The organism is Shewanella canadensis, from assembly GCF_003966225.1.
Classification (GTDB): domain Bacteria; phylum Pseudomonadota; class Gammaproteobacteria; order Enterobacterales; family Shewanellaceae; genus Shewanella; species Shewanella canadensis.
The window spans coordinates 230,781-256,600 of the sequence record NZ_RXNU01000001.1; the positions used below are offsets into that span (position 1 = coordinate 230,781).

Annotated in this window: 16 protein-coding genes; 9 read left to right on the top strand and 7 right to left on the bottom strand. The window is 47.7% G+C overall.

Annotated features, from left to right (window positions below):
- Nucleotides 1-59: 59 nt before the first annotated feature.
- Both EKG38_RS00985 and rraB read left to right on the top strand, forming a co-directional pair.
- Nucleotides 60-782: a 1-acylglycerol-3-phosphate O-acyltransferase gene (locus EKG38_RS00985; RefSeq protein ID WP_126517848.1), complete on the top strand. Its 723-nt coding sequence runs from the start codon at nt 60-62 to the stop codon at nt 780-782.
- Nucleotides 783-877: 95 nt separating this feature from the next.
- Nucleotides 878-1,306, top strand: a complete 429-nt coding sequence (gene rraB, locus EKG38_RS00990) for a ribonuclease E inhibitor RraB (protein ID WP_126517850.1) — start codon at nt 878-880, stop codon at nt 1,304-1,306.
- A 92-nt stretch (nt 1,307-1,398) separates the two neighbouring features.
- On the opposite strand, the gene EKG38_RS00995 is transcribed toward rraB, so the two are convergent.
- Together EKG38_RS00995 and EKG38_RS01000 are read right to left on the bottom strand one after the other, a co-directional pair.
- Nucleotides 1,399-2,370, bottom strand: a complete 972-nt coding sequence (locus EKG38_RS00995) for a GGDEF domain-containing protein (RefSeq protein WP_126517853.1) — start codon at nt 2,368-2,370, stop codon at nt 1,399-1,401.
- A 14-nt stretch (nt 2,371-2,384) separates the two neighbouring features.
- Nucleotides 2,385-3,380: a response regulator gene (locus tag EKG38_RS01000; protein WP_126517855.1), complete on the bottom strand. Its 996-nt coding sequence runs from the start codon at nt 3,378-3,380 to the stop codon at nt 2,385-2,387.
- 410 nt (nt 3,381-3,790) lie between these two features.
- Here EKG38_RS01000 and EKG38_RS01005 point away from each other — a divergent pair, with 410 nt between their 5' ends.
- Entirely contained in the window at nt 3,791-4,645 is an 855-nt protein-coding gene (locus EKG38_RS01005; protein WP_126517857.1) for a crotonase/enoyl-CoA hydratase family protein, read from the top strand.
- 149 nt (nt 4,646-4,794) lie between these two features.
- Here the strand turns inward: EKG38_RS01005 and EKG38_RS01010 are convergent, their stop codons facing one another.
- Together EKG38_RS01010 and rapA are read right to left on the bottom strand one after the other, a co-directional pair.
- Entirely contained in the window at nt 4,795-5,676 is an 882-nt protein-coding gene (locus tag EKG38_RS01010; protein ID WP_126517859.1) for a DUF3530 family protein, read from the bottom strand.
- A 123-nt stretch (nt 5,677-5,799) separates the two neighbouring features.
- Nucleotides 5,800-8,706, bottom strand: a complete 2,907-nt coding sequence (gene rapA, locus EKG38_RS01015; RefSeq protein ID WP_126517861.1) for an RNA polymerase-associated protein RapA — start codon at nt 8,704-8,706, stop codon at nt 5,800-5,802.
- Nucleotides 8,707-9,249: 543 nt separating this feature from the next.
- Here rapA and EKG38_RS01020 point away from each other — a divergent pair.
- From EKG38_RS01020 to EKG38_RS01030, 3 genes are all read left to right on the top strand, one after another.
- Nucleotides 9,250-10,644 carry a PhoH family protein gene (locus EKG38_RS01020; RefSeq protein ID WP_126517863.1) on the top strand — a complete coding sequence of 465 codons (1,395 nt, stop codon included), beginning with the start codon at nt 9,250-9,252 and terminating at the stop codon, nt 10,642-10,644.
- Between the two features lie 368 nt (nt 10,645-11,012).
- Nucleotides 11,013-14,708 carry a response regulator gene (locus EKG38_RS01025; protein ID WP_126517865.1) on the top strand — a complete coding sequence of 1,232 codons (3,696 nt, stop codon included), beginning with the start codon at nt 11,013-11,015 and terminating at the stop codon, nt 14,706-14,708.
- A gap of 256 nt (nt 14,709-14,964) precedes the next feature.
- Nucleotides 14,965-17,370, top strand: a complete 2,406-nt coding sequence (locus EKG38_RS01030; RefSeq protein ID WP_126517867.1) for a zinc-dependent metalloprotease — start codon at nt 14,965-14,967, stop codon at nt 17,368-17,370.
- 700 nt (nt 17,371-18,070) lie between these two features.
- Here the strand turns inward: EKG38_RS01030 and EKG38_RS01035 are convergent.
- Together EKG38_RS01035 and EKG38_RS01045 are read right to left on the bottom strand one after the other, a co-directional pair.
- Nucleotides 18,071-21,163 (bottom strand): efflux RND transporter permease subunit, encoded by a 3,093-nt coding sequence (locus EKG38_RS01035; RefSeq protein WP_126517869.1) that lies wholly within the window; start codon nt 21,161-21,163, stop codon nt 18,071-18,073.
- Nucleotides 21,164-21,497: 334 nt separating this feature from the next.
- A complete protein-coding gene (locus EKG38_RS01045; protein WP_126517871.1) occupies nt 21,498-22,577 on the bottom strand; it encodes an efflux RND transporter periplasmic adaptor subunit in 1,080 nt (359 codons plus the stop codon).
- 243 nt (nt 22,578-22,820) lie between these two features.
- On the opposite strand from EKG38_RS01045, the gene EKG38_RS01050 reads away from it, so the two are divergent.
- Entirely contained in the window at nt 22,821-23,768 is a 948-nt protein-coding gene (locus EKG38_RS01050; RefSeq protein WP_126517873.1) for a LysR family transcriptional regulator, read from the top strand.
- Nucleotides 23,769-23,803: 35 nt separating this feature from the next.
- Here the strand turns inward: EKG38_RS01050 and EKG38_RS01055 are convergent, their stop codons facing one another.
- Nucleotides 23,804-24,349 carry a helix-turn-helix domain-containing protein gene (locus EKG38_RS01055; RefSeq protein WP_126517875.1) on the bottom strand — a complete coding sequence of 182 codons (546 nt, stop codon included), beginning with the start codon at nt 24,347-24,349 and terminating at the stop codon, nt 23,804-23,806.
- A gap of 236 nt (nt 24,350-24,585) precedes the next feature.
- Between EKG38_RS01055 and EKG38_RS24850 the strand changes: the two genes are divergently transcribed.
- Complete coding sequence (locus EKG38_RS24850; RefSeq protein ID WP_012140982.1) at nt 24,586-24,753, top strand: hypothetical protein; 168 nt, start codon at nt 24,586-24,588, stop codon at nt 24,751-24,753.
- Between the two features lie 502 nt (nt 24,754-25,255).
- A complete protein-coding gene (locus EKG38_RS24825; protein WP_185826745.1) occupies nt 25,256-25,711 on the top strand; it encodes a hypothetical protein in 456 nt (151 codons plus the stop codon).
- Nucleotides 25,712-25,820 lie beyond the last annotated feature (109 nt).

The following is a 25,820-nucleotide window of genomic DNA, read 5'->3' on the forward strand; positions in this document are numbered from 1 at the left end:
TATTGAGTCGCACCACCTTGCTGGCTATACTGTCACCACTGATATCAAGGGAGTTAGTTGTGCTTTTAATCCTCAGATCGTTGATTTTAGCAGTCATGTTACTGCTGTCATTTGTTATTGTTGGCCTTTTCTGTGTCATCAGACCGCGTCATCGTGACAATGTACACATGTTCGCTAAAATATTTTCCTTCGCTGCACCGATATTAGGTATCAAGGTGATAGTTCGTAAACCTGCAGCGAAAACAGATGAACCTTGTGTCTTTCTTGCTAATCATCAAAATAATTTTGATATGTTCACCCATACTGCGGCGGTGCCGAAAGGTACGGTGAGCTTAGGTAAAAAAAGCTTAGCTTGGGTGCCATTTTTTGGTCAGATCTACTGGTTGTCCGGTAATATCTTGATCGACAGAAAAAATCGTAGCAGAGCCTTCGACACCATGGCTCAAACGGCGAAAAAGATAAAAGAGAAGTGTCTCTCTATCTGGATCTTCCCAGAAGGGACGCGCTCCCGAGGCAAAGGCTTGTTACCATTTAAGTCTGGCGCTTTCCACACAGCGATAGAAGCCGGGGTTTCTATGGTGCCTGTGCTCGCTTCTAGTCAAGGCCATATAAAACTTAACCGCTGGAATAATGGTGTTGTGATCGTAGAGATGATGGAGCCTATCGAAACGAAAGGGTTGGTAAAATCTCAAGTTAAAGAGCTTTCATCCAGAATTCATTCGATGATGTCGGCCAGACTGACGCAACTCAACATGGAAGCTTCGGCCTTAATGGCTAAGTAGTTGTGGCACCAAATAGTCGCGTTATAGGCAAGTGTACCTCGCATTTTAAATTGTGTTGCGTATAATCACACCGGAATTTTTATTGGGAGTTATCCATGTCAGTTGATCGTTTACTTAAGGCTCAGAAGCAGGAAAATCTGGAGATCGTTACGGCAATCTTAGATGATGGCTCTAAGCCTGATGCTGAGTACACAATCGAGCACCATTTTTCATCTTCTAACTTTGATCGCCTGGAAAAAGCGGCGGTTGATGCTTTTAAAGCGGGTTTTGAGGTTAATGATGCCGAAGAGATGGAGCTTGAAGATGGTTCTGTTATCTTCTGTTTCGATGCTATCGCTCATCATAAGCTTGAAGTGGAAATGTTAGATAAAGCCTGTGAGTCCCTACTCGTATTAGCTGCTAAGCAGAAAGTTGATTATGATGGTTGGGGAACCTTCTTCATCGATGAAGATGGTAACGAATACATTGACGACGATGAATACGTTGACGATGATGAAGAGTTCGAAGAAAAACCACTTCATTGATTTAATATAAAAATGCCCATCTTAGATGGGCATTTTTATTGGGCAGTGTTCTATTATCAGGGTTCTATTTTTATCGTTCAATTTCGGCGAGGTTATTCGGCAGAATCCTGATCGTAAATAACGCAATTATTTCGGCCCGACTCTTTGGCTTGGTACAATGCCCGATCGGCGTAGGCTAACCATTGGCCGCTGTTTTCAAGTTGATCATTAATATCGCTGATCCCCATACTCACCGTGACTTTTATCGACTCTTCTTCGAAAACAAGCTCTGATTGTTCAATCTTTTTCCTCAATCTATTCGCGAAGTTAAGTGCATCTTTGGCACACGTATGAGCAAGTACCACAGAGAACTCCTCTCCTCCGTATCGCCCTGCACAGTCGGTTTCACGTAAAGATTGTTTTAGCAGATGGGATATATGTTGGATGACCTTATCACCGGCTAAATGGCCATAGTTGTCGTTGATCTTCTTAAAGTGGTCGATATCAAACATGACCAGACTGGTTTTATCGCCGTAACGACTATGTCGGTCAAACTCTTTTTGCATACACATCTGCCAATGACGACGGTTATGCAGTTGAGTTAAGCCGTCGGTCTGACTCAAGTGCTCTAAACGTTCATTGGCTGCTTTTAGCTGTAGTTTATTGATGGCTACATCGGTCACATCATAAACGATCATGCTGATATGGGTGATCTGTCCGGTTAACGATGACAGCGGTAATAGAGTGACATTCTGGTACATAAAATCTGCTCTACCTGTGATAGGGCGGTAGTTTTTAAACTTAAATACATAGGGGCGCTGCTCCCAGCTGATAAAGGCTCGATTCTTAAGCAGGAAAACCGATTCCATCTTCTGTTTTAACCAAGAAGCCGGTAGATAATCAAATTGCTCGAATAGATTAGAGCCCTTGATGGAGTTAGGAGAGACGCCGCTGTGGTTCTCCATAAAGCCATTCCAAAGCTGGATATCAAAATTTCTATCTAATACCACTAAGCCAACTTCAATGGTTTGAACCATATCTATCAACCAGTGGAGTTCGTTCATTGCGCTTTGGTCATATGACATATGATTGGTCCAACTTATTCAAACAGGTAACCGAGCTTAAAATTAAGCGTCGGTAATGAGTCTTCAGTAAACAACAACAGGAGATCGCATTGGATATCATGATCTTCGATGCGGTAATTGATCTCCATTGCCAGAGTTCGGGACCATTTTTCTGAATTATCATGGATCAGGTCATTGACCGTGCAGTGACGTCCAAGTACGACAGGGTGACTCTGGCTGAACTTCATATGAAGCTGTTCAGATATACCGTTTAAGAAGGCCCCGATAAGGACGTTACCCGTATCAATCATCACCTCGATTTCGGTATTTCTATCTTCGGGATTTTCCAGCCCCATCAACTTTGCCATGTCTTTAAACGAAGAGTCATGAAACAATAGCAGGGCTTCACCCGCCACCCCTGCACCGATAAAGCCCTGACATAGAGCCGAAACGGTGCTGCGCTCTTCGGTGGCCTTGAGCGTCATGGTTAGCTCACTGACTTCGAGCACGTTTACGTTGGGAATGGGCAAGAGTACAAATACATCGAGCAGTTTAGCCAGAAGATCCGCCGCGCGTCCCATAGCGACATTGGCGACCTCTTGACAGGCATCTCTGAGATCGACCTCTATCATCGGACTTTCGTTCGCCTCTTCACCCAGAGCGATAGTCAGAATGCCGTACTCTTGCAGAATATTACTGATGGCATCGGCGCTAACCGGCTTTTGAATAAAATCCAGAGCACCTAAGGCCTTAACGCGTTCATGGGCTTTGATTTGAATATCGCCGGAAACGACAATCACCAGGGCTGGAAGATCATCTTGCTGGATGGTTTTCAGCACCTCATAGCCATCCATTACCGGCATATTAAGGTCGAGAAATACAACTTCGCCTTTACCGGCACGAATAGCCTCGATGCCTTCGGCACCATTGTTGGCAAAGGTGATTTCGACATCCCACTCTTTGGGAAGGGTTCGGGCCATCTGCTTTCTGGCCAGTGCAGAGTCATCGCATATGAGTACTGGGATCGGCATTATTCTTTTAACATCCTAATTTGCTCATATATTCAAGATAACACTTATTATTGAACTCGGTTGTTCAAATGATGAATTATGGGGCAGTAATTATTTTTATTTTATGGGGTTCAACTCTTTTCGAACGATTTTAATGTCTGAGTTCGGTGAGGTTATGGCTATATTTTATACTTCAGGCCTGCGAAACACCTCTATATCATCCCTGAAGCCTTGAATAGTTTTCGGGCTCTATCAACTCATGGGTAAACCTAGCTTCCCATTGTCTATCACTCTGTGTGTAAATAGTAAATCAGAGTGCCATTTTTTTGACTCAAGTCAAATTTTCTCTGTATGTTATCGCTATTAGTTAAATATTCCAAATATGTTAACCTGAAAGCCTGGACTGACCAGTTTGAGCTAGAGAGGGTGAGATGGCAAGGAAGTATATTAAGTTACAAGTAGTTAATGGAGTGGCGCAAGTCGTTATAGATCGACCAGATAAATATAACGCGCTTAATTTCGCTATGTTTAAGGAGCTGGACGATGTTATCTCTGAGTTGAGAAAAGATCTGGCGGTTAGAGTCGTAATTTTATCGGGGGCTGGCGGAAACTTCAGTTCCGGTCTCGATGTGAAAAGTGTCATTCAATCGCCCATTCAGCCGCTCAAATTACTGTTTAAGTGGCTACCCGGCAATGCCAATTTAGCTCAAAGAGTCTCCTTTGGCTGGCGAAATTTACCCATTCCTGTCATCGCTGTGTTAGAGGGATGCTGTTTTGGTGGCGGAATGCAGATCGCGCTCGGCGCCGATATTCGTATCGCCGCAGAAGATGCCAAGTTATCGATCATGGAGGCTAAGTGGGGCTTGGTACCCGATATGGCAGGCTTAGTTTCACTGAGAGAGTTGGTCGGTAAAGATCAGGCTCTGCTCTTAACTATGACCGCTAAAATCATGTCGGCCCGGGAGTCCCTCGATAAGGGGCTGATCACACAAGTAGATAGCGAGCCTATGCAAAGAGCCTTGGCACTCGCCAGCGAGATAGCCAGCACATCACCGGATGCGAATGCCGCGATCAAGATGAGCATTAATCGCAGCTGGGGCGCGAGTGTCCGAAGTCTACTGTCCCGTGAATCTATCAGTCAGATCAGACTACTTTTAGGCGGTAACCGGATCATTGCGGCAAAGAGACAATCCCATAAAGCCAAGTCTGACAGTAAACCAGAGCCAAACAGTAAACCAGAATCAGGCACTAAACCAGAATACAAACAACGGCAGGCATGGTGGTAAGCTCAGTGGGACGGCATAACTTTCTTTAAGGGTATACCTTGTTAATTCGTTGGGCAAAGCCCTCGATTAACTCCAGGCAGGTTTGCCAGGCCGTCTCCTGAGTTAAGAGTGAATGACATCAGTTGTAGGCTAATTTCTGTTATATGACTCTAAGGGTATGCCTTGTTAATTCGTTGAGCAAAGCCCTCAATTAACTCCAGGCAGGTTTTCCAGGCGGTCTCCTGAGTCAGATTGAGTGACATCAGTTGCTGGCTATAGCGGTATGGTGAGTTATGGGGGGAAAGCTCACGCCTTATCTTTACCGTGTCCAGAGAGGCTCTATGCCCATCTCTCGATTGAATATCGAGTACAGGGATCTCTAACTCTGCCAACAATTTAGGTAGGGCCTGGTTCTCACCGATTTGACGCATAAATGGATTGATAACGACTAAGATATCTGGCTTTGGCAGTTGATTCTTACTGAGCAGTGAAATAGTCAGCCCGGCGCCCTGAGCCGTCGTGATGAGCATACGTTTTCCCGGATAGGGTTTACCCAAAGCATCGAGCTGGTTCATGGAATTAACGACAAATAGTTCCTGTTTTTCCCTTATGTTCTGCCAGTTTTCATCGGTGAACTGCTGAGTGGGCTCATTGCTCTTTTGGATATTTTTCCCTTCCCCGGCCTTAGCAACTTCCTCGGGGCTGGTTGCGAAATTGGGCGTCATCACGCTGTTGGGCGGTGTTATCGAGATTGTAGCCCATCCCGTATGGGTCAATTCTCGTCGTAAAAACGCCTGTAGGCCAGCCGAGTCGGCATCCATACCTGTACTGGCAAACATGATAGCCGCTCCCAGCTTTTTCTTACCAATCCAGGAGCGAATAAGCACTTCAGATTTTTGCTCACCGACATCGATTGAGATCACTTCGTCACTGGGAAGATAGTCATATAGCGACACTTTTTCGGCGGTTTCTGCCCATGCTGTAGAAGATACAGTGGAAATAACTAAAGAGATAAGCATAAAGCGAAAGGAAAACAGGCGGATAAGACTCATAGAGACCGAACTGAATGTTAATCTGGGATAGAGCAAGTATAACAGGTTGGAAAAGAAGGTCCTAGATTTCAGGAAACGGAAAGCAGGTCCTAGGTTCTAGAACCTAGGACCTAGGACCTGAGATTACGCGTGGCTTACCAGTACTAAGCGAATTGCATCGAGCTGTAGCAGACAGCCATCGAGGTATCCGTTGAGTTCATTCATCTGCTCACGGATGTGCTCAAGCTCCTCATCACGGATGTTTGGGTTCACCACTTTAAGGGCTTCGAGACGCTCTAGCTCCAGCGTGAGCTGAGAGGTCATCTTGGCTCTGGCACTATCGGCTAAGAGCTTTAGTTCAACTTCGGCAAACTCTTCGCCCTTGGCAAACAACGGATGTAAAATCGTCTGCGACGCATTCACTAACTTGCTGGCGATATGACGATTAACGGCACTGAGCTGCTTGTTAAAGCTCTCATAGGTCACATTGTCAGACAGGTTATTACCATTCTTATCCAGTAAGATACGTACCGGCGTTGGCGGCAGGTAACGGTATAACTGGCTGGACTTAGGCGCCGAAGCATCGGCCATGTAGATCAGCTCAAGGAAGATGGTTCCGGCCGGTAATGCCTTGTTCTTTAACACGGCAACACTGGTGGTACCCGTCTCAGATGAGGTGATCAGATCCAGTCCTGTCTGTACTATCGGGTGCTCCTGAGTGATAAGCGCAATATCGTCTCGCGACAATGCCATCTCTCTGTCGAAGGTGACTGTAATGCCATCTTCCGGCAGTCCCGGATAGGTTGGGAACATCATGTGTTCACTCGGGTTCAAGACGATAGCGTTTTCACCACAGTCCTCCTGCTCGACACCGATAACATCCCACAAGCGTATGACTGAGCCGATAAGCTGAGTATCTTCATCACGAGCGGCCAAGCTTTGCACTAACTTTTTAGCTCGTTCGCCACCATGCGAGTTAATCTCAAGTAGCTTGTCCCGACCTTGCTCCATCACAGTTTTCAACTCTTTGTATCGAGTCTGGGTATGGTTAAGCAGCTCGGTCAGCGAGTCATCACTTTGATTAATCAGCACATCTAACAAGGGCTCTGCAAACTCACTGAAGAGAATATGTCCACTCGGGCAAGTCTGCTCAAACGCGTTGAGTCCTTTGTGGTACCACTGCATCAAGCACTCTTGAGCCGTTTTTTCGAGGTAAGGTACGTGGATCTCGACATCGTTGTTCTGACCGATACGGTCCAGACGGCCGATACGTTGCTCGAGCAGATCCGGGTTAAGTGGCAGATCGAACAGGATAAGCTGGCTGGCGAACTGGAAGTTACGACCTTCCGAACCAATTTCGCTACAGATAAGCGCCTGAGCACCACCCGTTTCCTGGGCAAAGTAGGCTCCCGCTTTATCGCGTTCAATGATAGACATGCCTTCATGGAATACGGTCGCCTGAATACCTTCACGGGTACGCAATGCCTCTTCGAGGCTGAGCGCTGTTTCTGCCTGACTGGCAATGATCAGTACTTTCTTTCTGCGATTTTCTTTTAAGAAATCGATGAGCCAGTCGACTCTGGGGTCGAACTTCCACCAACTGGCGCTGTTGCTGTCAAAATCTTGATAGATTTTTTCGGGACTCAGTGCTTGTTTGACTTTACCTTGAGTATCGAGATGACCATTCATCATGGCACCGACGCGCGAGGCTGTGACATATTGAGATGGCATCGCCTGAGGATACGCATTGAAGATACGGGTCGGGAACCCTTTTACCGACGCCCGACTGTTACGGTACAGGACGCGGCCCGTACCATGTCTGTCCAGTAGTTCCTGCAATAGTTCATCGCGGGCGTCCTGCTGTTGATCGGGATCGATATCTGTCGCCTGAATCACATTAATGCTAGGTGTGATATCTTTTTCAGACAGTAACTCTGTAAGGCTATTGATAGCATCGTCGGGCAGCTTATTTCCGCTGGCAAGGGCGTCGGCAGCACTGGCAACATCTTTATAGCTGCTCTCCTCTTTAAGGAACGCCTCATAGTCGTAGAAACGATCCGGATCCAGCAGACGTAAACGGGCAAAGTGACTCTGATGGCCCAATTGATCCGGGGTCGCTGTCAACAAGAGAACGCCGGGGACGACTTCACTGAGCGCTTCTACGACACGATATGCACGGCTAGGCGCATCTTCGGTCCACTCCAGGTGATGAGCTTCATCGACGACCATTAGATCCCAGTCGGCATCTAAGGCTTGCTCTAAACGTTTCTTTTTACGCAGAAGTTCGAGTGAACAGATAACCAGTTGTTCGGTATAGAAAGGGTTATCATTATCGGCATAGGCTTCGATGCATCTGTCTTCATCGAAGACTGAGAATTTGAGGTTAAACCGACGCAGCATTTCGACCAGCCATTGATGGCGTAGTGTATCGGGTACGATAACTAAAATGCGTTCGGCGCGACCGGTGAGAAGTTGCTGATGAATAATCAGACCCGCTTCAATCGTCTTACCCAGTCCCACTTCATCGGCCAGCAGTACTCGGGGGGCAAAACGGCGTCCGACTTCATGAGCAATCCACTGCTGATGAGGGATCAGACCGACTCTTGGGCCCTGTAAGCCAAGAAGATCAGAGGTTGCTAATTTGTGTCTTAATAACTGGCATTGATAGCGGACGCCGAAACGTTCGAGACGATCAATTTGTCCGGCAAAGAGTCTATCTTGTGGTTTATTGAAACGGATATTGTGGTTAAGCAAGGTCTCTCTCAGACTGGCCTGCTCACCGGTTTCACTATGAATACCATGATAGATGATGAGGTTATCTTTCTCCTCGACTTCACTAACGGTCAGGCTCCAGCCTTCGTGGCTTTCGGCTTTATCGCCCGGATTAAAAATAACCCGAGTTAAGGGAGCATCGGCGCGTGAGAACAATCTATTCTCATCCGTTGCCGGAAACATCAGGGTGACCATACGGCCTTCCAGTGCGACTACTGTACCTAAACCAAGTTCAGATTCGGTATCACTTATCCAGCGTTGACCTAAGGAAAAGGGCATTACTTATTTCTCATCTACAGGGTGAATCTCGAGGGGCGCGTATTTTTACCCAAACTCCCTCAAAGTGCAAGGCTCACGGCTCAGTCGCTTGAACAAAATCGGGTACCATTTCGGGCTAATGCTCCTCTTATCGGAATAAGTCCTTTTCAGTCGTGCTAACGCAGTCATTGCGAGCGGACCAACTCCCGCAAGGCGAGGGGCATCTGGCATTAAGTGTAGCAAGTTTTTTGTACTTATTGTTCAATTAAAAACGAGTTAAAGGTGCGAAATTATTGAATCTAAATTTGAGCATGAGTTGGGCAGCTTGGCAGTTATACTGTGAAAATTAGCCTATGGCTTGGGTATAACCAAGGTGCTCTCAATTATAGAAAGTTCTAAGTAAGTGATTGATGCGTTACTGTATTGGTGTCAGTATGGATTTAGGTGATAGCTTTTTATTGTTTAATTCACCGACAGTTTATTCACACTTGTTATTTATACCCGCCCACACAGGAGTAGTTGCAAAGATCTCAACATCAGACCGATAGAAATTATGGAGGCGCCATGGAACAAGACGACAGAAAGTTGTTTGTACTGGATACCAATGTATTACTACATGAACCCTTAGCTATCTATTCATTTAAAGAGCATGATGTAGTGGTCCCGATGACAGTTCTGGAAGAACTGGATCAGATTAAAGATAGAAAACGCGATGTAAGTAGAGATGCCCGGGTGGCGATCAGAGCACTCGAAGATATTCTAGGTGGTAAAACGACCCCCGAGGAGATAGTCCAAGGCGTTAAACTTCCCCGGCGAGAAGATCATGGTGATGCCTGCGGCACACTTGCTATCTTCCCCGATCATCAACTCGAACAGACCGAATCATCACTTCCCTTAAACAATAACGACAACCGTATTATCAACACGGCGTTACACCTGCAAAAACTCCATCATCCTCGTACAGTCGTTCTGGTGACGAAAGATATCAATATGCGCCTCAAAGCCAAGGGGGCCGGGATCATATTGGTTGAAGATTATCGTACCGACCAGTTGATCGATGATATTCGTTTCTTAACCAAGGGCTTTCACCAGTTTAGTGGCGATTTTTGGGAGAGAAAGGAGCACGTCTCTACTGAAACTCATGGCCGGCACACCTATCATACTGTTCCGGTTGTCGAAGTGGGTGATGAAAACTTCTATAGCAATCAATATCTTTTTGATGAGGATTCGAACTTTTGTGGTCGAGTCGTTGAGCGTGGCAACACAGATCTGAAATTACTGGATCTTGGCAAAGATAGACTCCTTAATCTCGATGCATGGGGAATAAGGCCCAAGAATATCTATCAGGGCATGGCCCTGCAGGCGCTGCTCGATCCCGATATCGATCTGGTCATTCTGACCGGGCCGGCGGGCTGTGGTAAGACGCTATTGGCTATGGCCGCAGCGCTGGAGTTGGTCGTAGAGCGGGGCATGTATGAAAAGGTCATCGTCACCCGTAATACACCGGAAATCGCCGAGTCCATAGGTTTCTTGCCGGGAACCGAGGAGGAGAAGATGGCCCCCTGGCTCGCGGCCATTACCGATACTCTGGAGGTGCTACATAAGAATGATGTTAACCCTAGCGGTAGTATGAATTACATCATGGATAAGGCTAACATTCAGTTTAAGTCCATCAACTTTATGAGAGGACGCTCTATTCAGAACTCGGTCGTGCTGCTGGATGAGTGTCAAAACCTGACAGCGTCTCAGATCAAAACCATGATCACCCGAATGGGAGAGGGAACTAAGCTCATCTGTAGTGGTAACCTGTCTCAGATTGATACTAACTATCTAACTGCAGTTACATCGGGATTAACCTATATTGTCGAGCGGTTTAAAGACTTCGAGGGCAGTGCCAATATCTACCTCAATGGTGTTGTTCGCTCACGTTTGGCCGAGTTTGCCGAGGAGAATCTGTAGCGGTTTATACTCGAATATGATGTTGAAGTTTTCTGCTTGTCGTAAAACCAATGAGGCCTAGGTTAAACCTGGGCCTAATCTTTATGAAACAATTTGAATTTTAGATTTAGCCAGTTTAAGGCAAACCTTGTAACAAATGTGACTTAAGCCGATGCACACTCTTATTGCATGCCATTAAAACTCTAATCACCTCTGTATCAAACTGTAAGGCTTTAGTTTGCGAAAAGTCGTTTATCAGACCTTAGTTAACTTTTTATACTAATATAGTGTATTCCAACCCGCTATCTTCCTGATACTATATCGTTAATGAATTCATATGGCCCTGGCGGGATGTGCCGGGGAGATATCGCTTTATTCAAGGGTCATGAATGAAACCGACTGAGCAGGATCTTCAACTGAAGTCGCCGATACAGAAAAACTACAACCGTGCTGTTTTTTATACCTATATTGGTGTCATCATCATGGCGTTGGTCACGGCATGGTTTTTCTTCGAGCGAGAAAAAACGCACCTGATGGAGATGAGAGAGGAGCAAGTTGAACGTCATGTACGTCAAATTGATCTGCTACTCGAGTCCAGTATCCGCGCGGTGAAGAGTCTCAGGAATGTGGCGGTCGATCATTTGCGACTAGGCGAGCTCGTTCGTACCGACAGGCTGCCTCAGTATGAAAAGTTCAATGAAAGTGGACAGTTCTTCACCTTAGAACCCAGTTATGCCAAAACCGGTGAGCCTTTTACCAACATGGGACGGATCACAGGCACAGGTTCGCTCAATGGTCGCAGTGACAAGTTTTATCAAGAGCTGGAGATGCTATTCGAGTTGTCACTCTCCTTTCCGGTTGCCAAAGAAGCGGCCCCCAAAGCCTCCTCGATCTATTACATCTCTAAGCGCCGCATCATGTCCTATTTCCCCTGGCCATCGGATGAGCAGAGGTTCAGGGAGGAGCTACTTAATAAGAACCAGTTTCAGTTAGCTACGCCGGCCATGAACCCACAGCGAAGTGTGTTTTGGAGTCCGGCTTATGTCGATCCTACCGATAAGGGGTTGTTGACGACAATAGGTGTGCCCATCTACCTTCAGGATGAGTTTATCGGCTCTATTAACCTGGATATGACTCTGGCGTCATTGTCCAAACAGATCAGGCTCTACTTTAAGATGCCGGGTACGGTTATCTTGCTGGATCAGAATAATAATATTCTCTCCCATAACGGTAATGATGCGACCAATATCAGCCGGGTGTTTCATATCAGTCAGAAGATCCCGTCCGAACTGCACTCTGTACCGGAATCTGAACTGTTCGATGCCCATGAAGGGATCATCCGCAATGGTTACTATATCCATTCGGTGGCCCTGCAAAATACTCCCTGGCGATTGCTCTACCTGCAAGATGAAGATGAACTCTTCATGGACTCCTGGGAAAAATTGGAGCTGACCTTTATCTTGGTGGTACTCGCGCTGTCAATTTTGGTCACCATAGTTCACTGGCAAACGCGGCGCTCTTTCGTGAACCCCGCTTCCCGCTTGCTGACTCACCTCGAAGGTTGCTCCCAAGAGCCGAGAAAACCACCGGAGACTATCACTTTGGGCTGGGAGCCCTGGTTCCAGCTGGTGAGTCGCATTTTCGAAGAGAATCAACAGTACACAAGACACCTGGCGGAGCAGAATCGACGCCTGGATAAGTTGGTGGCACGTCGTACGGAGAGGCTAAAAGAGACCACCGAGCGTCGTGAACGGGAATACGCACTACTACGTTCACTGCTCGACTCTATTCCTGAAGCGATTGTATTTAAGGATAAAGAGGGCAAGTACTTAGGCTGCAATAAGTCTGCCGAACGTATGCTGGGTTACACCGAGAGTGAGATGATAGGGCTGGAGAGCATTAGGCTGACTACCGATGAGCAATCGGTGCGGATTAAGGCTGAAGATGAGCGAGTGCTGTCTGAACGGACGCCGCTACGTTATCAGGAGAAAGTCGAGCTTGCGGGCAAGCCGGTACTGCTCGATACATTGAAATTACCTTTCTATAATCGCCGCGGCGAATTGTTGGGCTTGATTGCCGTATGGCGTGATGTGACCCGAGAATATGAGTCGGCCGAACAGCTCAGACTGTCAGAAGAGCGTTATCATCTGGCCATGGATGCGGTAGAAGATGGTTTATGGGACTGGTATTTAGACTCCGAACAGATTATCTGTAATCCGGCCTATTACTCTATGCTGGGCTACAAGAGTAATGAGTTTCCCGCGCTGGTTTCAACCTTAGATGACTTGATTCATCCAGATGACCGTATCCGTGTCCAGGAGTATCGCGACCAGTACCTGGCGGATCCAATCGGTGCCTACGATATCGAGTTCAGAATGCGTGGTAAGAGTGGTAAATACCACTGGGTGCTCTCCCGAGGTCGAGTGGTCGAGTTTACTATCGATAACCAACCTAAACGTATGGTGGGAACCCATAAAGACATTACTCGCCATAAGAGTAACGAAGTGGCTATGCTGGAAGCCAAGCAAGATGCCGAATCCGCTAACCTCTATAAGAGTGAATTCCTGGCTAATATGAGCCATGAAATACGTACACCGATGAACGCTATCATAGGTATGTTGCAGCTCGCTCAGCGCACCTCTTTGACGCCTCAACAGGAAGATTATCTGGATAAAGCCGGATTTTCGGCTCAGTCACTGCTGCGAATTATCAATGATATTCTCGATTTCTCAAAAATTGAAGCGGGTAAGTTAGAGTTGGAAAGGGTGGGGTTCCCGCTGGACAAGGTACTGGATCACGCGCTCGACCTCAATGCCTTAAAAGCACAGCAAAAAGGCGTTGAACTGCTGCTCTATGCTCCAGTGACGGCAGGACTGATCCTGGAAGGCGATCCCTTGCGTCTCGGACAGGTCTTGATCAACATGCTCTCTAACGCGGTTAAGTTTACCCAGAGTGGTGAGATTGAACTTGGCTGCGAAGATGTGGGCGAACGCGACCATAGAATCACCCTGAAGTTTTGGGTACGCGATACCGGTATCGGTATCAGCAAGGAGCAGCAAGCCAGCCTGTTTGATGCCTTCGCTCAGGCCGATGGTTCAACCACCAGAAAGTATGGCGGTACGGGTCTGGGTCTCTCTATCAGTAAGCATCTGGTGTCTATGATGGGCGGCACGATGCAGGTTCAGAGTGAGATGGGAGTTGGAAGTACCTTCAGCTTTACCATTAGCTTCGAGATAGCCGAAGAAGCTGAAATTAAGCCTATGATCGTACCTGAAAAATTAGGCAATCTTAAGACCTTAGTGGTGGATGATAATCCGACGGCACTGCAAATTTACTCTTCGGTCATGCAAGATTTCCACTTCGAGGTGGATACGGCGGCGAGTGGCTCAGAGGCTATCTACAAGCTAGGCAAATCTTCGGTGGATCTGTTACTGCTCGACTGGATGATGCCGGAGATGGACGGTATCGCCGTGATAGATGAGCTGGATCGTATGGTTGCCGATGGTCGATTAGATAAGCGTCCCATCATCATCATGATGACGGCGTACGCGGCCGAGCCACTGCAAAAAGATGTCGAGAAATCGAATATCTTCGCCATGTTGCAAAAGCCATTCAAAGCATCTGCACTATTCGATGAGATTATCTCGGCCTTTGCCGATGAACCTAAACTCAACCCGGTCGTTGAGTTGCCGGTAGAGACGGTGGATGAAGATGCCGGCAGGGTCTTGTTAGTCGAAGATAACTTTATTAACCAGCAGGTGGCCACAGAGCTACTCAAGAGTGCGGGTTATGAGGTGGATGTGGCCGAAAATGGTCAAATAGCTATCGATATGATCGAAGAGAAAGAGTTCGATGCTGTGCTTATGGATATTCAGATGCCGGTGATGGACGGATTGACGGCAACGAAAGAGCTGCGTAAGCGCTATAGTTCGACAGAACTGCCTATTATCGCCATGACGGCACATGCCATGTCAGGCGATAGGGAGAAGAGTCTGTCGGCCGGAATGAATGCGCACATTACTAAACCGATAGTGCTTAATGAACTCTTCGATACATTAAGCCATTGGATTAATCATAAAGAGTAATCTCTCAAAGAGAGAACCTGAAGGAAGTGTTGGCCTGAATCGAGTGGATAACTCCCGCTTATAGCAATCGAAGGATTGAAATAAGCGGGAGGTGTTGAATTAATTGCACTTGAGACTGACGTGCTAGCAGTTTAAGCTCATTGAGATCATAAAAAGCCGAGCATAAGAAACTGGTCATAAGAAATAGATCATTAAGTACAGCTAATAACAAAAAATAAAAAAGTGATGAAGCTGTAGCCCCATTCAAGGAGATCAAATGAAGCCCTATAACATCGCATTGGCGATTGCACTGATATCTATCCCAGCCGCCAACGTGTTTGCCGCGCCGACAAATACCGCCACCATCATAAAAAAGAGTCAGTCAGCCAAAGGTTTTATCAATCTTTTTTACTCTAAAGTTGATGGTGAGTTATACCTCGAAGCTAACAAGCTTAATCACCCTTTTCTATTGCTGACCAGCTTACCCCAGGGGGTCGGTTCTAACGACATCGGACTCGATCGTGGCCAGCTAGGCTATACACGTATGGTGCAGTTCGAGCGCCATGGGCCTTACCTGCTCCTTAAGCAACTCAATACTCAATATCGCGCGAGTACAGATAACAGCGCCGAGAAAAGAGCCGTAAAAGAGGCGTTCGCCGAGTCGGTTCTGTGGCGTGGAAAGGTGATTGACGGTAAGAGAGATCTGGTATCGATCAATGAATTGGTAGTGAGCGATCTTCACGGAATAGCCTCGACTCTGGAGCAGACAAAGCAGGGGAGTTACCAACTCGACAAGGCGCGATCGGTTATTTTACCCGAAGGGGTCAAGTCCTTCGAGCGTAACAGCGACGTCGATGTGCTTCTATCATTTAACAGCAAAAAAGCCGGAGAGTATGTCGCTCAGGTCACCCCCGATGGTAAACATCTGTCGGTGCGCCTGCGCTACTCATTTATCGCGTTGCCTGAAGAGGGATATACCGCCAGAGATTACCATCCAATGAGTGGTTACCTCTCGGATGAATACTTAGATTATGGCTCCGAGGTTGATGAGGATATTCGTCAGCGTCATCTCTTACGTCATCGATTACAGAAGGTGACACCGGGTGAGACGCCCAGCGAAGTGGTTAAAGCTATCACTTACTACCTCGATCCCGGCGTGCCCGAGCCTATTCGTAGCGCCCTGTTAGAGGGGGCTAGCTGGTGGGAGGATGCGTTTACTCAGGCAGGCTTTATTGGCGGCTTTAAAGTTGAGCTTCTCCCCGAGGATGCCGATCCTCAGGATATCCGTTACAACGTTATCCAGTGGGTACATAGGGCAACCCGTGGCTGGTCTTATGGCTCGGCGGTGGCAGACCCCAGAACCGGTGAGATCATCAAGGGGCATGTCACACTCGGCAGTCAACGTGTACGTCAGGATCACCTTATCGCCCGCGGCCTAACGGCGGGCTGGGAAGACAGAGCGGCGGCCGATGAAGCGGCTATGTCACTCTCTCTCGCCCGAATTCGTCAGCTTGCGGCCCACGAGGTCGGTCATACTCTTGGGTTCGATCATAACTTTGCGGCTTCGAGTAATGACAATGCGTCGGTGATGGATTACCCCCATCCACAGGTGACGTTACAGGGAGATAAAATCGACATTTCGGCTCCCTATGGCGTAGGACTCGGCGGCTGGGATAGGTTTATTGTCGAGTACGGCTACGGTGAATATGGCGATGAAGCCCAGGAATCGACTCAGCTTTCGGCACTAATGAAAAAGATGCAAATGGACGGCCTGCGTTTTATTGGCGAAGCCGATTCCCGCGCTAAAGGTGCCAGTAATGCCTATGCGAGTCTGTGGGATAACGGCAGCGATCCCGTTGCAGAGTTGATTCGACTCAGTAAGGTGCGGGCACAGGCTATTAAGGATTTCTCAAATCTGGCTCTGTTAGCTAAGCAGCCGATGGGTGAGCTCAGTGACACCTTTGTACCGGTCTATCTGCTGACCCGTTATCAGATCACTGCTGCGGCTAAGTTTATAGGCGGTACCGATTACAGTTATTACGATGGTATCGATGGCGAATCTTGGCATTACCTTGCTCCACAACTGCAGAAAAGTGCCTTAGATGCGTTGGTGCAAACCCTGAAGCCATCGGCTTTGACTATCTCACAACCCTTGCAGGAAGCCTTAGTGCCTAAATCGGGCAACTATAATCGCAGTCGGGAAAGTTTCGATTCAAGCCTGGGAGTGATTAGTGACCCACTGGGGATGGCCGAAGTATTGAGCCGCCACACCGTCGAACAACTCTTTGTGCCAGAGCGGATAAATCGGGTGAATCAGGCTTATCTGAACGATAAAGAGCAGCTCTCGGTTCCCGCTATCGTGGACAAACTGCTAGGCAACACGCTCTATGCCGATATTCCCACCGGGCCAGAGTTGGGCGTCTGGATGCGCGTTAATAGTGTCATCATCGATGAGCTGTTATCTGCCTATCATGACGAACGGACTCGCCCGGAAGTGAAGGCACAACTTGCAGATAGATTGCGTTATACCCTTAAGCAACTCAAACGCAAAGTTAAACGTGCGAGTGCCTACGAGGCTGCCCACTTTGCCTGGTTAGCCGATGGAGTCGAGAGAGGACTTAAAGACGCTAAGGTGAAGCTGTTCGCTAAGCCACTTAAGATGCCACCGGGATCGCCGATCTAGTCACTTATCTACGGACCTATTGTAGATCTGCTTGGTTAGCCTATAGGGTTTGGGGGTCGAGAGAGGACTGAAAGTCGCAAAGGTGAAGCTGATAACTATGCCAGATAAGGCCACTTAAGATGCCACCGGGATCGCCGATCTAGTCACTTATCTACGGACCTATTGTAGATCTGCTTGGTTAGCCTATAGGGTTTGGGGGTCGAGAGAGGACTGAAAGTCGCAAAGGTGAAGCTGATAACTATGCCAGATAAGGCCACTTAAGATGCCACCGGGATCGCCGATCTAATCGCTATTCTACCGGACTGTTATTGATCTGCAAGGTTAGCCGGTGAAATGAAAAATCCCGACCCACATCAGTGGGCCGGGAGCGCCGGGAAGCAATTTTTATCAATTCATTAAGCTATCAATTCATCAAGCTTTCTTCTCAATTAATCAGGCCTCATTAACCTCCTTTATACAAATTGCATCAAGTACCTGACCATTCAGCGAGAATTCAAAGCTCTGTAGGCAAGTAGGATGATTGAAGCTAATAGTTATTCTATATCGAAAGCATACTGTGCAGCATAAAGGGCTTTGAAGCTCGCACTACGTGAGCCCCTCAGGCTCCCCACTTCTGCTTTGCATTGACTTAAAAGGGAATAACCATTTCCTCATCAATGCGCCTTGAATTGAAAAGCCTGAGGGGCTCTGAATTGGTTAATTATTTAATGCAATTGGTATTACCCTCGCGTGGATAGGGAATTCTAAATGCCAGGGTGTAGGTCACGGGCAGTACGATCAGTGTCAATACCGAGGCAAAGCCTAAACCGAAGATGATGGTGATCGCCATCGAGCCGAAGAAGGCATCATTCAATAGCGGCAACATACCTAACATGGTGGTGATGGCTGCCATCAGCACGGGGCGTACGCGGCTGACCGATGAGTCGATGACCGCAAGGTAAGGCTCCTTGCCCTGACTCAGCTCAAGGTTAATCTGATCGACCAGTACGATACCGTTCTTGATAATCATACCCGTCAGACTCAACAGGCCGAGCAACGCCATAAAGCTAAACGGGGCATCGAATAGCAGCAAGCCTGAGACCACGCCGATCAAGGATAGTGGCACGGTAAACCAGATAACCAATGGCTGTCGCACCGAGTTAAACAGCAATACCGTGATAAGAAACATCGCCAGGTAACCCATCGGAATTGAGCTGAATACTGAGACCTGAGCCTCTCCGGCGGTTTCGAACTCGCCGCCCCATTCGAGCTCATAGCCACTTGGAAGCTCGATGGATTCAATATCGGCTCTGATTTTTCGAAATACCGAGTCGGCTGTCTCATCAGTGCCATTGATCGGGTCGGCATACACGGCCAGCATACGTTTCCTGTCGCGACGCATGATGAGCGGGTTTTCCCATTCGGTGCTGAACTCGGAAACCACTTGAGTTGCCGGTACGAACAGATTGTTTTCTGAGCTCCAGACCTGCAGCTTCCACAGGCTGTCCGCATCTAAACGCTCTTCGGCTGGTGCTCTGGCGATGATAGGCAACAGATGGCTGTTTTCACGATAGACACCAACCTGCTTACCACTGAAGTTAACCAGTAGAGAGTTATCGAGATCTTGCTTGCTGATCCCGGTCTCACGCGCCTGAGCCAGCGCAAGTTGCGGGCGGATCAGAGTCACCTGATTACGCCAGCTATGTCTCACGCCTACGGCTGTCGGTTCAGCCTCTAAGATCGCTTCGGCTTGAGTCGCCAGCTGGCGCAGTACTTTTGGATCTTCACCAAAGAAGCGCGCCTCTATCTTAGCCGCCGGGCTTGGGCCATTTTCCATATATTTAAAGCGATATTCCGCTTCCGGATACTTGAGACTGAGCTCCTTCTCCAGTGTTCGCATATATTGGTTGAGTGTTGTGAGATCTGTCATCTCGATCAATAGCTGACCGTAGGCGTTATAGCCCTTCTCCGGTGCGTATGAGAGTACAAATCTCTGCGCCCCTTGACCTGTCACGCTGGTGAGATTAACTAAGCCGATATCATGGACCTCTTGCTGCTGCATCAAGTCTTGTTCGATACGCCCGAGTAGGTGCTCTGTTGCCTTGATATCAGTGCCCTCAGGCATCCATACATCGACAAAGAACATTGGCGTATTCGAGGCCGGGAAGAAGACGTTTTTTACATGTCCAAAGCCCATTACCGAGGAAACCAGAGCGGCAATAACGATAAGTATGGTGATGGCGCGAAAACGCATCGCCAAGTTTAAGCTGCTTCGATAGAGCTGAAATACCCAGCCCTTATAAGGGTCATCATTTTCTTCATCGCTGACTTCGCCATCTTTGAACATCAGGTGACAGAAAAACGGGGTCAAGGTCATGGCGGTGATCCAGCTGATAAACAGAGAGATCAGCAGCACCTGGAACAGAGATACACAGAACTCCCCCGTAGCCGTGTCGGACAGGCCGATCGGTGCAAAGGCAAGGATGGCGATGACAGTGGCGCCCAGTAGTGGCCATTGAGTCTGTGACACCACCTCCTTGGCAGTTTCCAGCCGGGACTGACCGCGTTTGATGCCGATAAGGATCCCTTCGGTAACCACGATAGCGTTATCCACCAACATACCCAGGGCTATAATCAGCGCCCCAAGCGAGATGATCTGTAGCTCGATATTGAGCACATTCATCATGATAAAGGTGCCTAATATGGTCAGTAGCAGTACCAGTCCCATCAGCAGGCCCGCCCGTACTCCCATAAATATCAGGAGCACGCCGATCACTATGGCAATAGATTCTGCCAGATTGACTAAGAAGCCTGAGACGGTTTGATCAACCATCTTGCTCTGGTCATAGACTTTGATAAGCTCCAGCCCGATGGGACGCTGATTATCAAGCTCGACAAGCCTTTGGTTGATGGCTGTACCTACATCGACCACGTTTACGCCGCTTGAAAATGCAATACCAACCGATAGTGCGGACTCGCCATTGCCGTGATAGATTTCGGAAGGCGTTTCATCGCTGTCTTTATAGATCTTAGCGATATCGCCAAGGTAGATAAGCTTAGTGCTGCCTGGTGCGCTGATTAGCAAACGCTCCATCTGCTGAACCCGATTAAACTCGCCGGTAGGATGTATACGGATACGGTTATCGCCGACCCGGATACTGCCTGCATTAGACACGACGTTTTGGCTGTTGATCAGGTTATAGATATAGTCCTGATCCAGACCTAAGGCGTTGAGCTTCTGCTGTGAAATTTCAACGACAACTTGCTCGGTAATTTTACCGGCAATATTGACCTTTTTTACCCCATCGACCAGTACCAGTTCACGTCTGAGGAAGTCGGCATAATTTTGCAGTTCACGGCTCGTGTAGCCATCGCCAGTGATGTTGAGCAAGATGCCATAGACGTCACCGAAATCGTCGATAACAGTCGGTGTCATCGCGCCGGGGGGGAGCTCGCCCAGTTTGTCGTTGACCTTACGGCGAAGCTCATCCCATACCTGCGGTAACTCTGTCGCATCGTAATGGTCCTCTACCTCAACCTCTATCTGAGACAGGCCGGCACTGTTCACCGAGGTGATATGTTTAACGGCATCGAGCTGTTGAATGGCATCTTCCAGAGCAAGGGTGACCTCCTCCTCTACCTGTTCGGGTGAGGCTCCGGGGTAGGCGGTGACCACAAGCGCCTGCTTGAGGGTGAACTCAGGGAATTCGAGCTGACCTAGCCCAAAAAATGAGAAACTGCCCCCCACGAGCAGCAGTAGGGCAAACATCCAGCTAACAACTTTATGTTCGATTGAGTATTGAGCGAAATTCACAGGTTAAATCCTTGCAGGCGAAAGCGGTTTATTTAATTAATACCAATCGGTATAAGAAAGTGGTCAACTCAGAGTTATTTTTGGCTGCATAATTCAAGGCGAAAGAGTGAGGGAATGGTGATCCCTTTTGAACTCATTCAACACAGAAGTAGGCTGCCAAAAACACTCCTGAAAGGCGAGTTTTAGCACTTGTGATACGGCGTTAACGAGCTTAAACGTAGAATAACTATGTTCCTCACTCGTTGCCTTGCTTCACAAGCGCTAAACTCTCGCTGAGTGACCACCCCTTTATACCGATTGGTATAAGAGCAGATGGAGGCAATACCGATAGGCATTACACCCCGCGTTGCCAGCGAAGTGGTTTAACGTTTTGTTCAGCCGAGAGGTATTGCACACCAGCGACAACGAATTGATCGCCTAAGGTTAAGCCTTGTAGAATCTCGATGCCATCTGTTGTGACGCGGCCTAAGGTGACGATTTGAGGCATCACCTTGCCGGTATCGGCATGATAGAGCCAGACGATATTCTTACCATCGAGATCACGCTTCATTACGGCACTTGCTGGAACAACGGTTTTGCGAAGTTCATTATCTGATGAGAGGTCTAACGTCAGCTCCGCGCTCATACCCGGAAGTACGTTAATTTGTGTAGGTCTCGGCAGTGTATACACCACTTCATAGCTCTGGGTGCCAGGGGTCACTTGGGTGGCGTGCTCTTTCAGGCTGACCTTGTAGCTTTGATCTGGCTGAGTACTGAAACGAACCTGAGGCTGAAATTTAGCATTCGGGTTAAATGTGATGGCTCGGCTCGCCATAGACTCAGGTACCTGAATGACCACATCGATATCATTATCTTTCTGTAAGACCAGAACAGACTGATTTGCCTGAACCATCTGGAAATTATCCATAGATATTTTAGCGATTGTGCCATCATAGGGGGCGATTAAGCGGGTGTAGCTTAATTGGTCTCGGGCATTGGCAAGGGCCGCGGTGGCAGACTTTAGCTGAGCCTTAGCAAGATCGTGTTCTGCTGGAGAGATCAACTGACGGCGCAGTAATTCACCCTTACGCTTATAATCGGCGGTGGCAAGCTCATGATCGGCTTCGCGATTAAGCAAGGTGTTGCGGGCATCTCTGTCATCTAAGCGGGCTAAACTTGTCCCTTTTTTGACTTGCTGACCTTCGACCAGGGAAAAGTCAATGAGCTGGCCAGATACTCTAAAGCTCAAGTCAGCCTGCTTTGTGGCGGCTACTTTTGCCGGGAAGTCACGGATAGAAGCGGCATTAACATCTGTAACTTCCAACAGCTTCACCGGTCTTATCGGTTGCGGGGCAACTTCAGTAGACTCTACGCTGCAGCCAGCAAGTATTGCTGTGGTCATTAGAGTGATGAGTGTTTTTTGTAGATGCTTCATAGAGCGAGTTCCATATTTGCGACTAGAGTGTATCAATTACGGCTAAGATAGCAGTATCTAATATTGAATAAAATGGGAATGTATGGAATCATCAGTTCCATAAAGTGAAACTAACTATTCTTGATTGTAAAAGCTAACCATGTGCATGATCGTTCCGGGTTATCAATTTGGACCATCTGTTTGGGATAGTTGGTATAGTCTGAAGTCATAGAGTGACAGATAGTGCCACAGTGAGAGTGAGTTATGAAAACTGAAGATATTTCCCTGTTTCATCGTATCGTAGAAACAGGCAGCCTGGTGGAAGCTGCAGATCTGCTGAATCTACCTAAATCGACTGTGAGTCGTCGTCTGCAGACTTTAGAAGACGATCTGAAGGTGAAATTATTCCATCGTCAGAGCCGCTCCATGACATTAACGGCTTCGGGGAGTCACTTCTACGATAAGACCCTGTCTATTCTCGGTGATCTTGAACAGACCATGGTGGAGCTCACCGATACCGAAGCCGAGATTGGTGGTCACTTGCGTATCCTGATTTTCCCGGTGCCTCAGCTACAGGATATCGTTACTGGTATCTTCGAGTTTATGGACCACAACCCCGATCTCACCGTCGAACTGATTGTCAGTACCGAACCTCAGGACATGATCCGTAATAAGATCGATCTGGCCTTTATGGTTGAGGACGCATTTAACGAAAATGAGATGGTGGCAAGGGAGATGCTTAGCGAAGTGCTGCATTTTGTCGCCAGCCCTGAGTATCTGGCTAAGGAAGGTACGCCAGTGCTTCCTGAGGAGCTCGACAAACATAATTCAATCCTGTTTCGCTACCCTAATGGTCGGATCTTTAATGAAGTCCCGTTCGGTAACGACAGGACCATCGCGGTGAAGGGGAACTTGTGCCTCAATAGTATTGAACTCTGTTTGCAAGCGACGTTAACCGGAAGAGGAATCGCCTTCCTGCCCATAGAGCTGACTCATGAGTATGTTGAGCGGGGTGAGCTGACCATGTTGTTTGAAGATGTAGAGCCCTATATCGGCAAGTGCTATCTGGTCTATCCCTCGAGGCGCTTTATCAGCTTAGCGAGCCAGCGGTTTATCGATCATATGATGGCAGCCCTCGAGCGTTGCAATTCCGGCAGAGGCTGCGGCAGAGAAGAGAGGCTGCGGGGGGCAATCAAGTCGTGGCATGGATAAATTTATTTATGGCGGCTTACCTTCACTCCGAATAGTTATTTTTGCATAAAAACGACGACTACGGCATGAACAGGCTTTAAGCTGGGGTTGCCGTATCTGTGGGGTAGGTGCCCCTTAAAGTAGGTGAGATTTCCCGCCTCTATCTCAAACATCTCTCCCTGAACCTCTAAGGTTGCCGTCCCCTCCAGACAGAGAAAGAGCTCATGGCTGCCTTCGGGGTGGGGCACCCCTTTGGTGTTGCAGCCGGGCATCATGATCACATCATTAATCTGCAGGTTTTGGGTGCTGATGGGACTGGTGCGGGTACTGATAAACTTGCCATCGTGTTGATGGGATACCGGCATATCCTTTCTTTCGACCTTAGTAACATGCACAGACTGTCTGCGGGTAATGAGATCGTCAACTGTGACTCCCAGTGCCTGAGCGACCTTCATCACGACGCTGATGCTGGGGTTACTATTCGCCCCCTCCATATTGGCAAGCGTCGCTCGGGGGATCCCGGCCATCTCGGCCAGCTCAATCTGAGTCAGCTTATGCTGGGCGCGCAGGCGCTTGATACCTTCGTTGATGGGATTGGCCATCTTGTTTCCTTATGTTCTATGTTCGAGATCCGAGGCTCTAGGTTTTAGGTGCTAGGCTCGCAACTCGCTGCTTATGACTCATAGCCAAGATATCAACATCATCTCAAGCGGAATTCTAATATTAAAACATATTTCTGATAATTTAGCATTTTAACCCTTGGAAGGCTTGTATACATCCATATGACGATGATATTTTAGCGCCACTTCTATATATCATCATTTTTCGGAGTTATACCATGAACGTAGATCAGCATTTGAAAGTAGCACAATGGCACATCGAACAGGCTCGTCTTCACGCAACAAGTGAGCACGCTTGTGGCTGTCCAGCTAACGATCACGATCAAAAAGCGATCGATGCCGTTGAAGCTAACCTAATTCTTGAAGAGAAGACTTGCTCTCTGTAAGTTGATTCTCTCTGTCGAAGTCTATTCGGCAAGTTGAAATTTAAAAACGCCTGACTCTATGAGTCAGGCGTTTTTTTATGCGTATAAGATTAAGTTAGTGAGCTAATGTGCACTTGACTGTTGAATTCGGGAGATAAAAACCGTCGAGGCTGCAACTAATACCACTTCTACGGGTCTAGAGTTATACCGATTGGTATAATACCAATCGGTATAAAGGTGTGGTCACTCAGCGAGAGTTTAGCGCTTGTGAGACAAGACAACGAGTGAGGAACATAGTTATTCTACGTTTAAGCTCGTTAACGCCGTATCGGAAGTGCAAAAACTCGCCTTTCAGGAGTGTTTTTGGCAGCATATTGCTGTGTTGAATGAGTTCAAAAGGGATCACCATTCCCTCACTCGTTCGCCTTGAATTATGCAGCCAAAAATAACTCTGAGTTGACCACTTTCTTATACCGATTGGTATCATGTCGCTAAATTTAATTGTAAGGTCTGAGTGTCAGTTGTGATTCAACGTATCGTACAAATACTTCTATTGATAACCTTAGTTGGGCAGAACTTTCTCTCTCCGGCCTTGGCGACGCATGACCTGTTACATACAATTAACACTACCGGAGAGGAAGTGCGACTTAGCCCTTCAGCTATCTCTTCAGTGAGTTCGTTCGACAGTTCAACGGCTTTAGCTCCAAGCTCTCTCGATCCAAACTCAACTTATTCAAAACCAGTTAATCCAAGCGCTTTAAGTCAAATCTTGGCAGATTTCAGCGCCTTTAAGTGCGCAGAAGCGTGCACCATGTTGGCCAGCGGTCACTGTGTTAGCCACTGTGTGTCTTTGACCGGTATATTTATCGAGCCTTCGTTAACAAAATATCGTCCCGGCAGGAGTCCACAAAATCATGTGACGCTCTGGTCTGCTCAAACCACAGATTCCTTATCTATTAATCGTCCTCCAATCGTTTAACTTCAATCTACATTCAGAGTTAGCTACTGTTTTTATAGAAAAAAGTAATAAGTCCAACTCTGAGTTTTAACCTGATTTTCTACCCGATTACTAAATAAGTATGTATCAA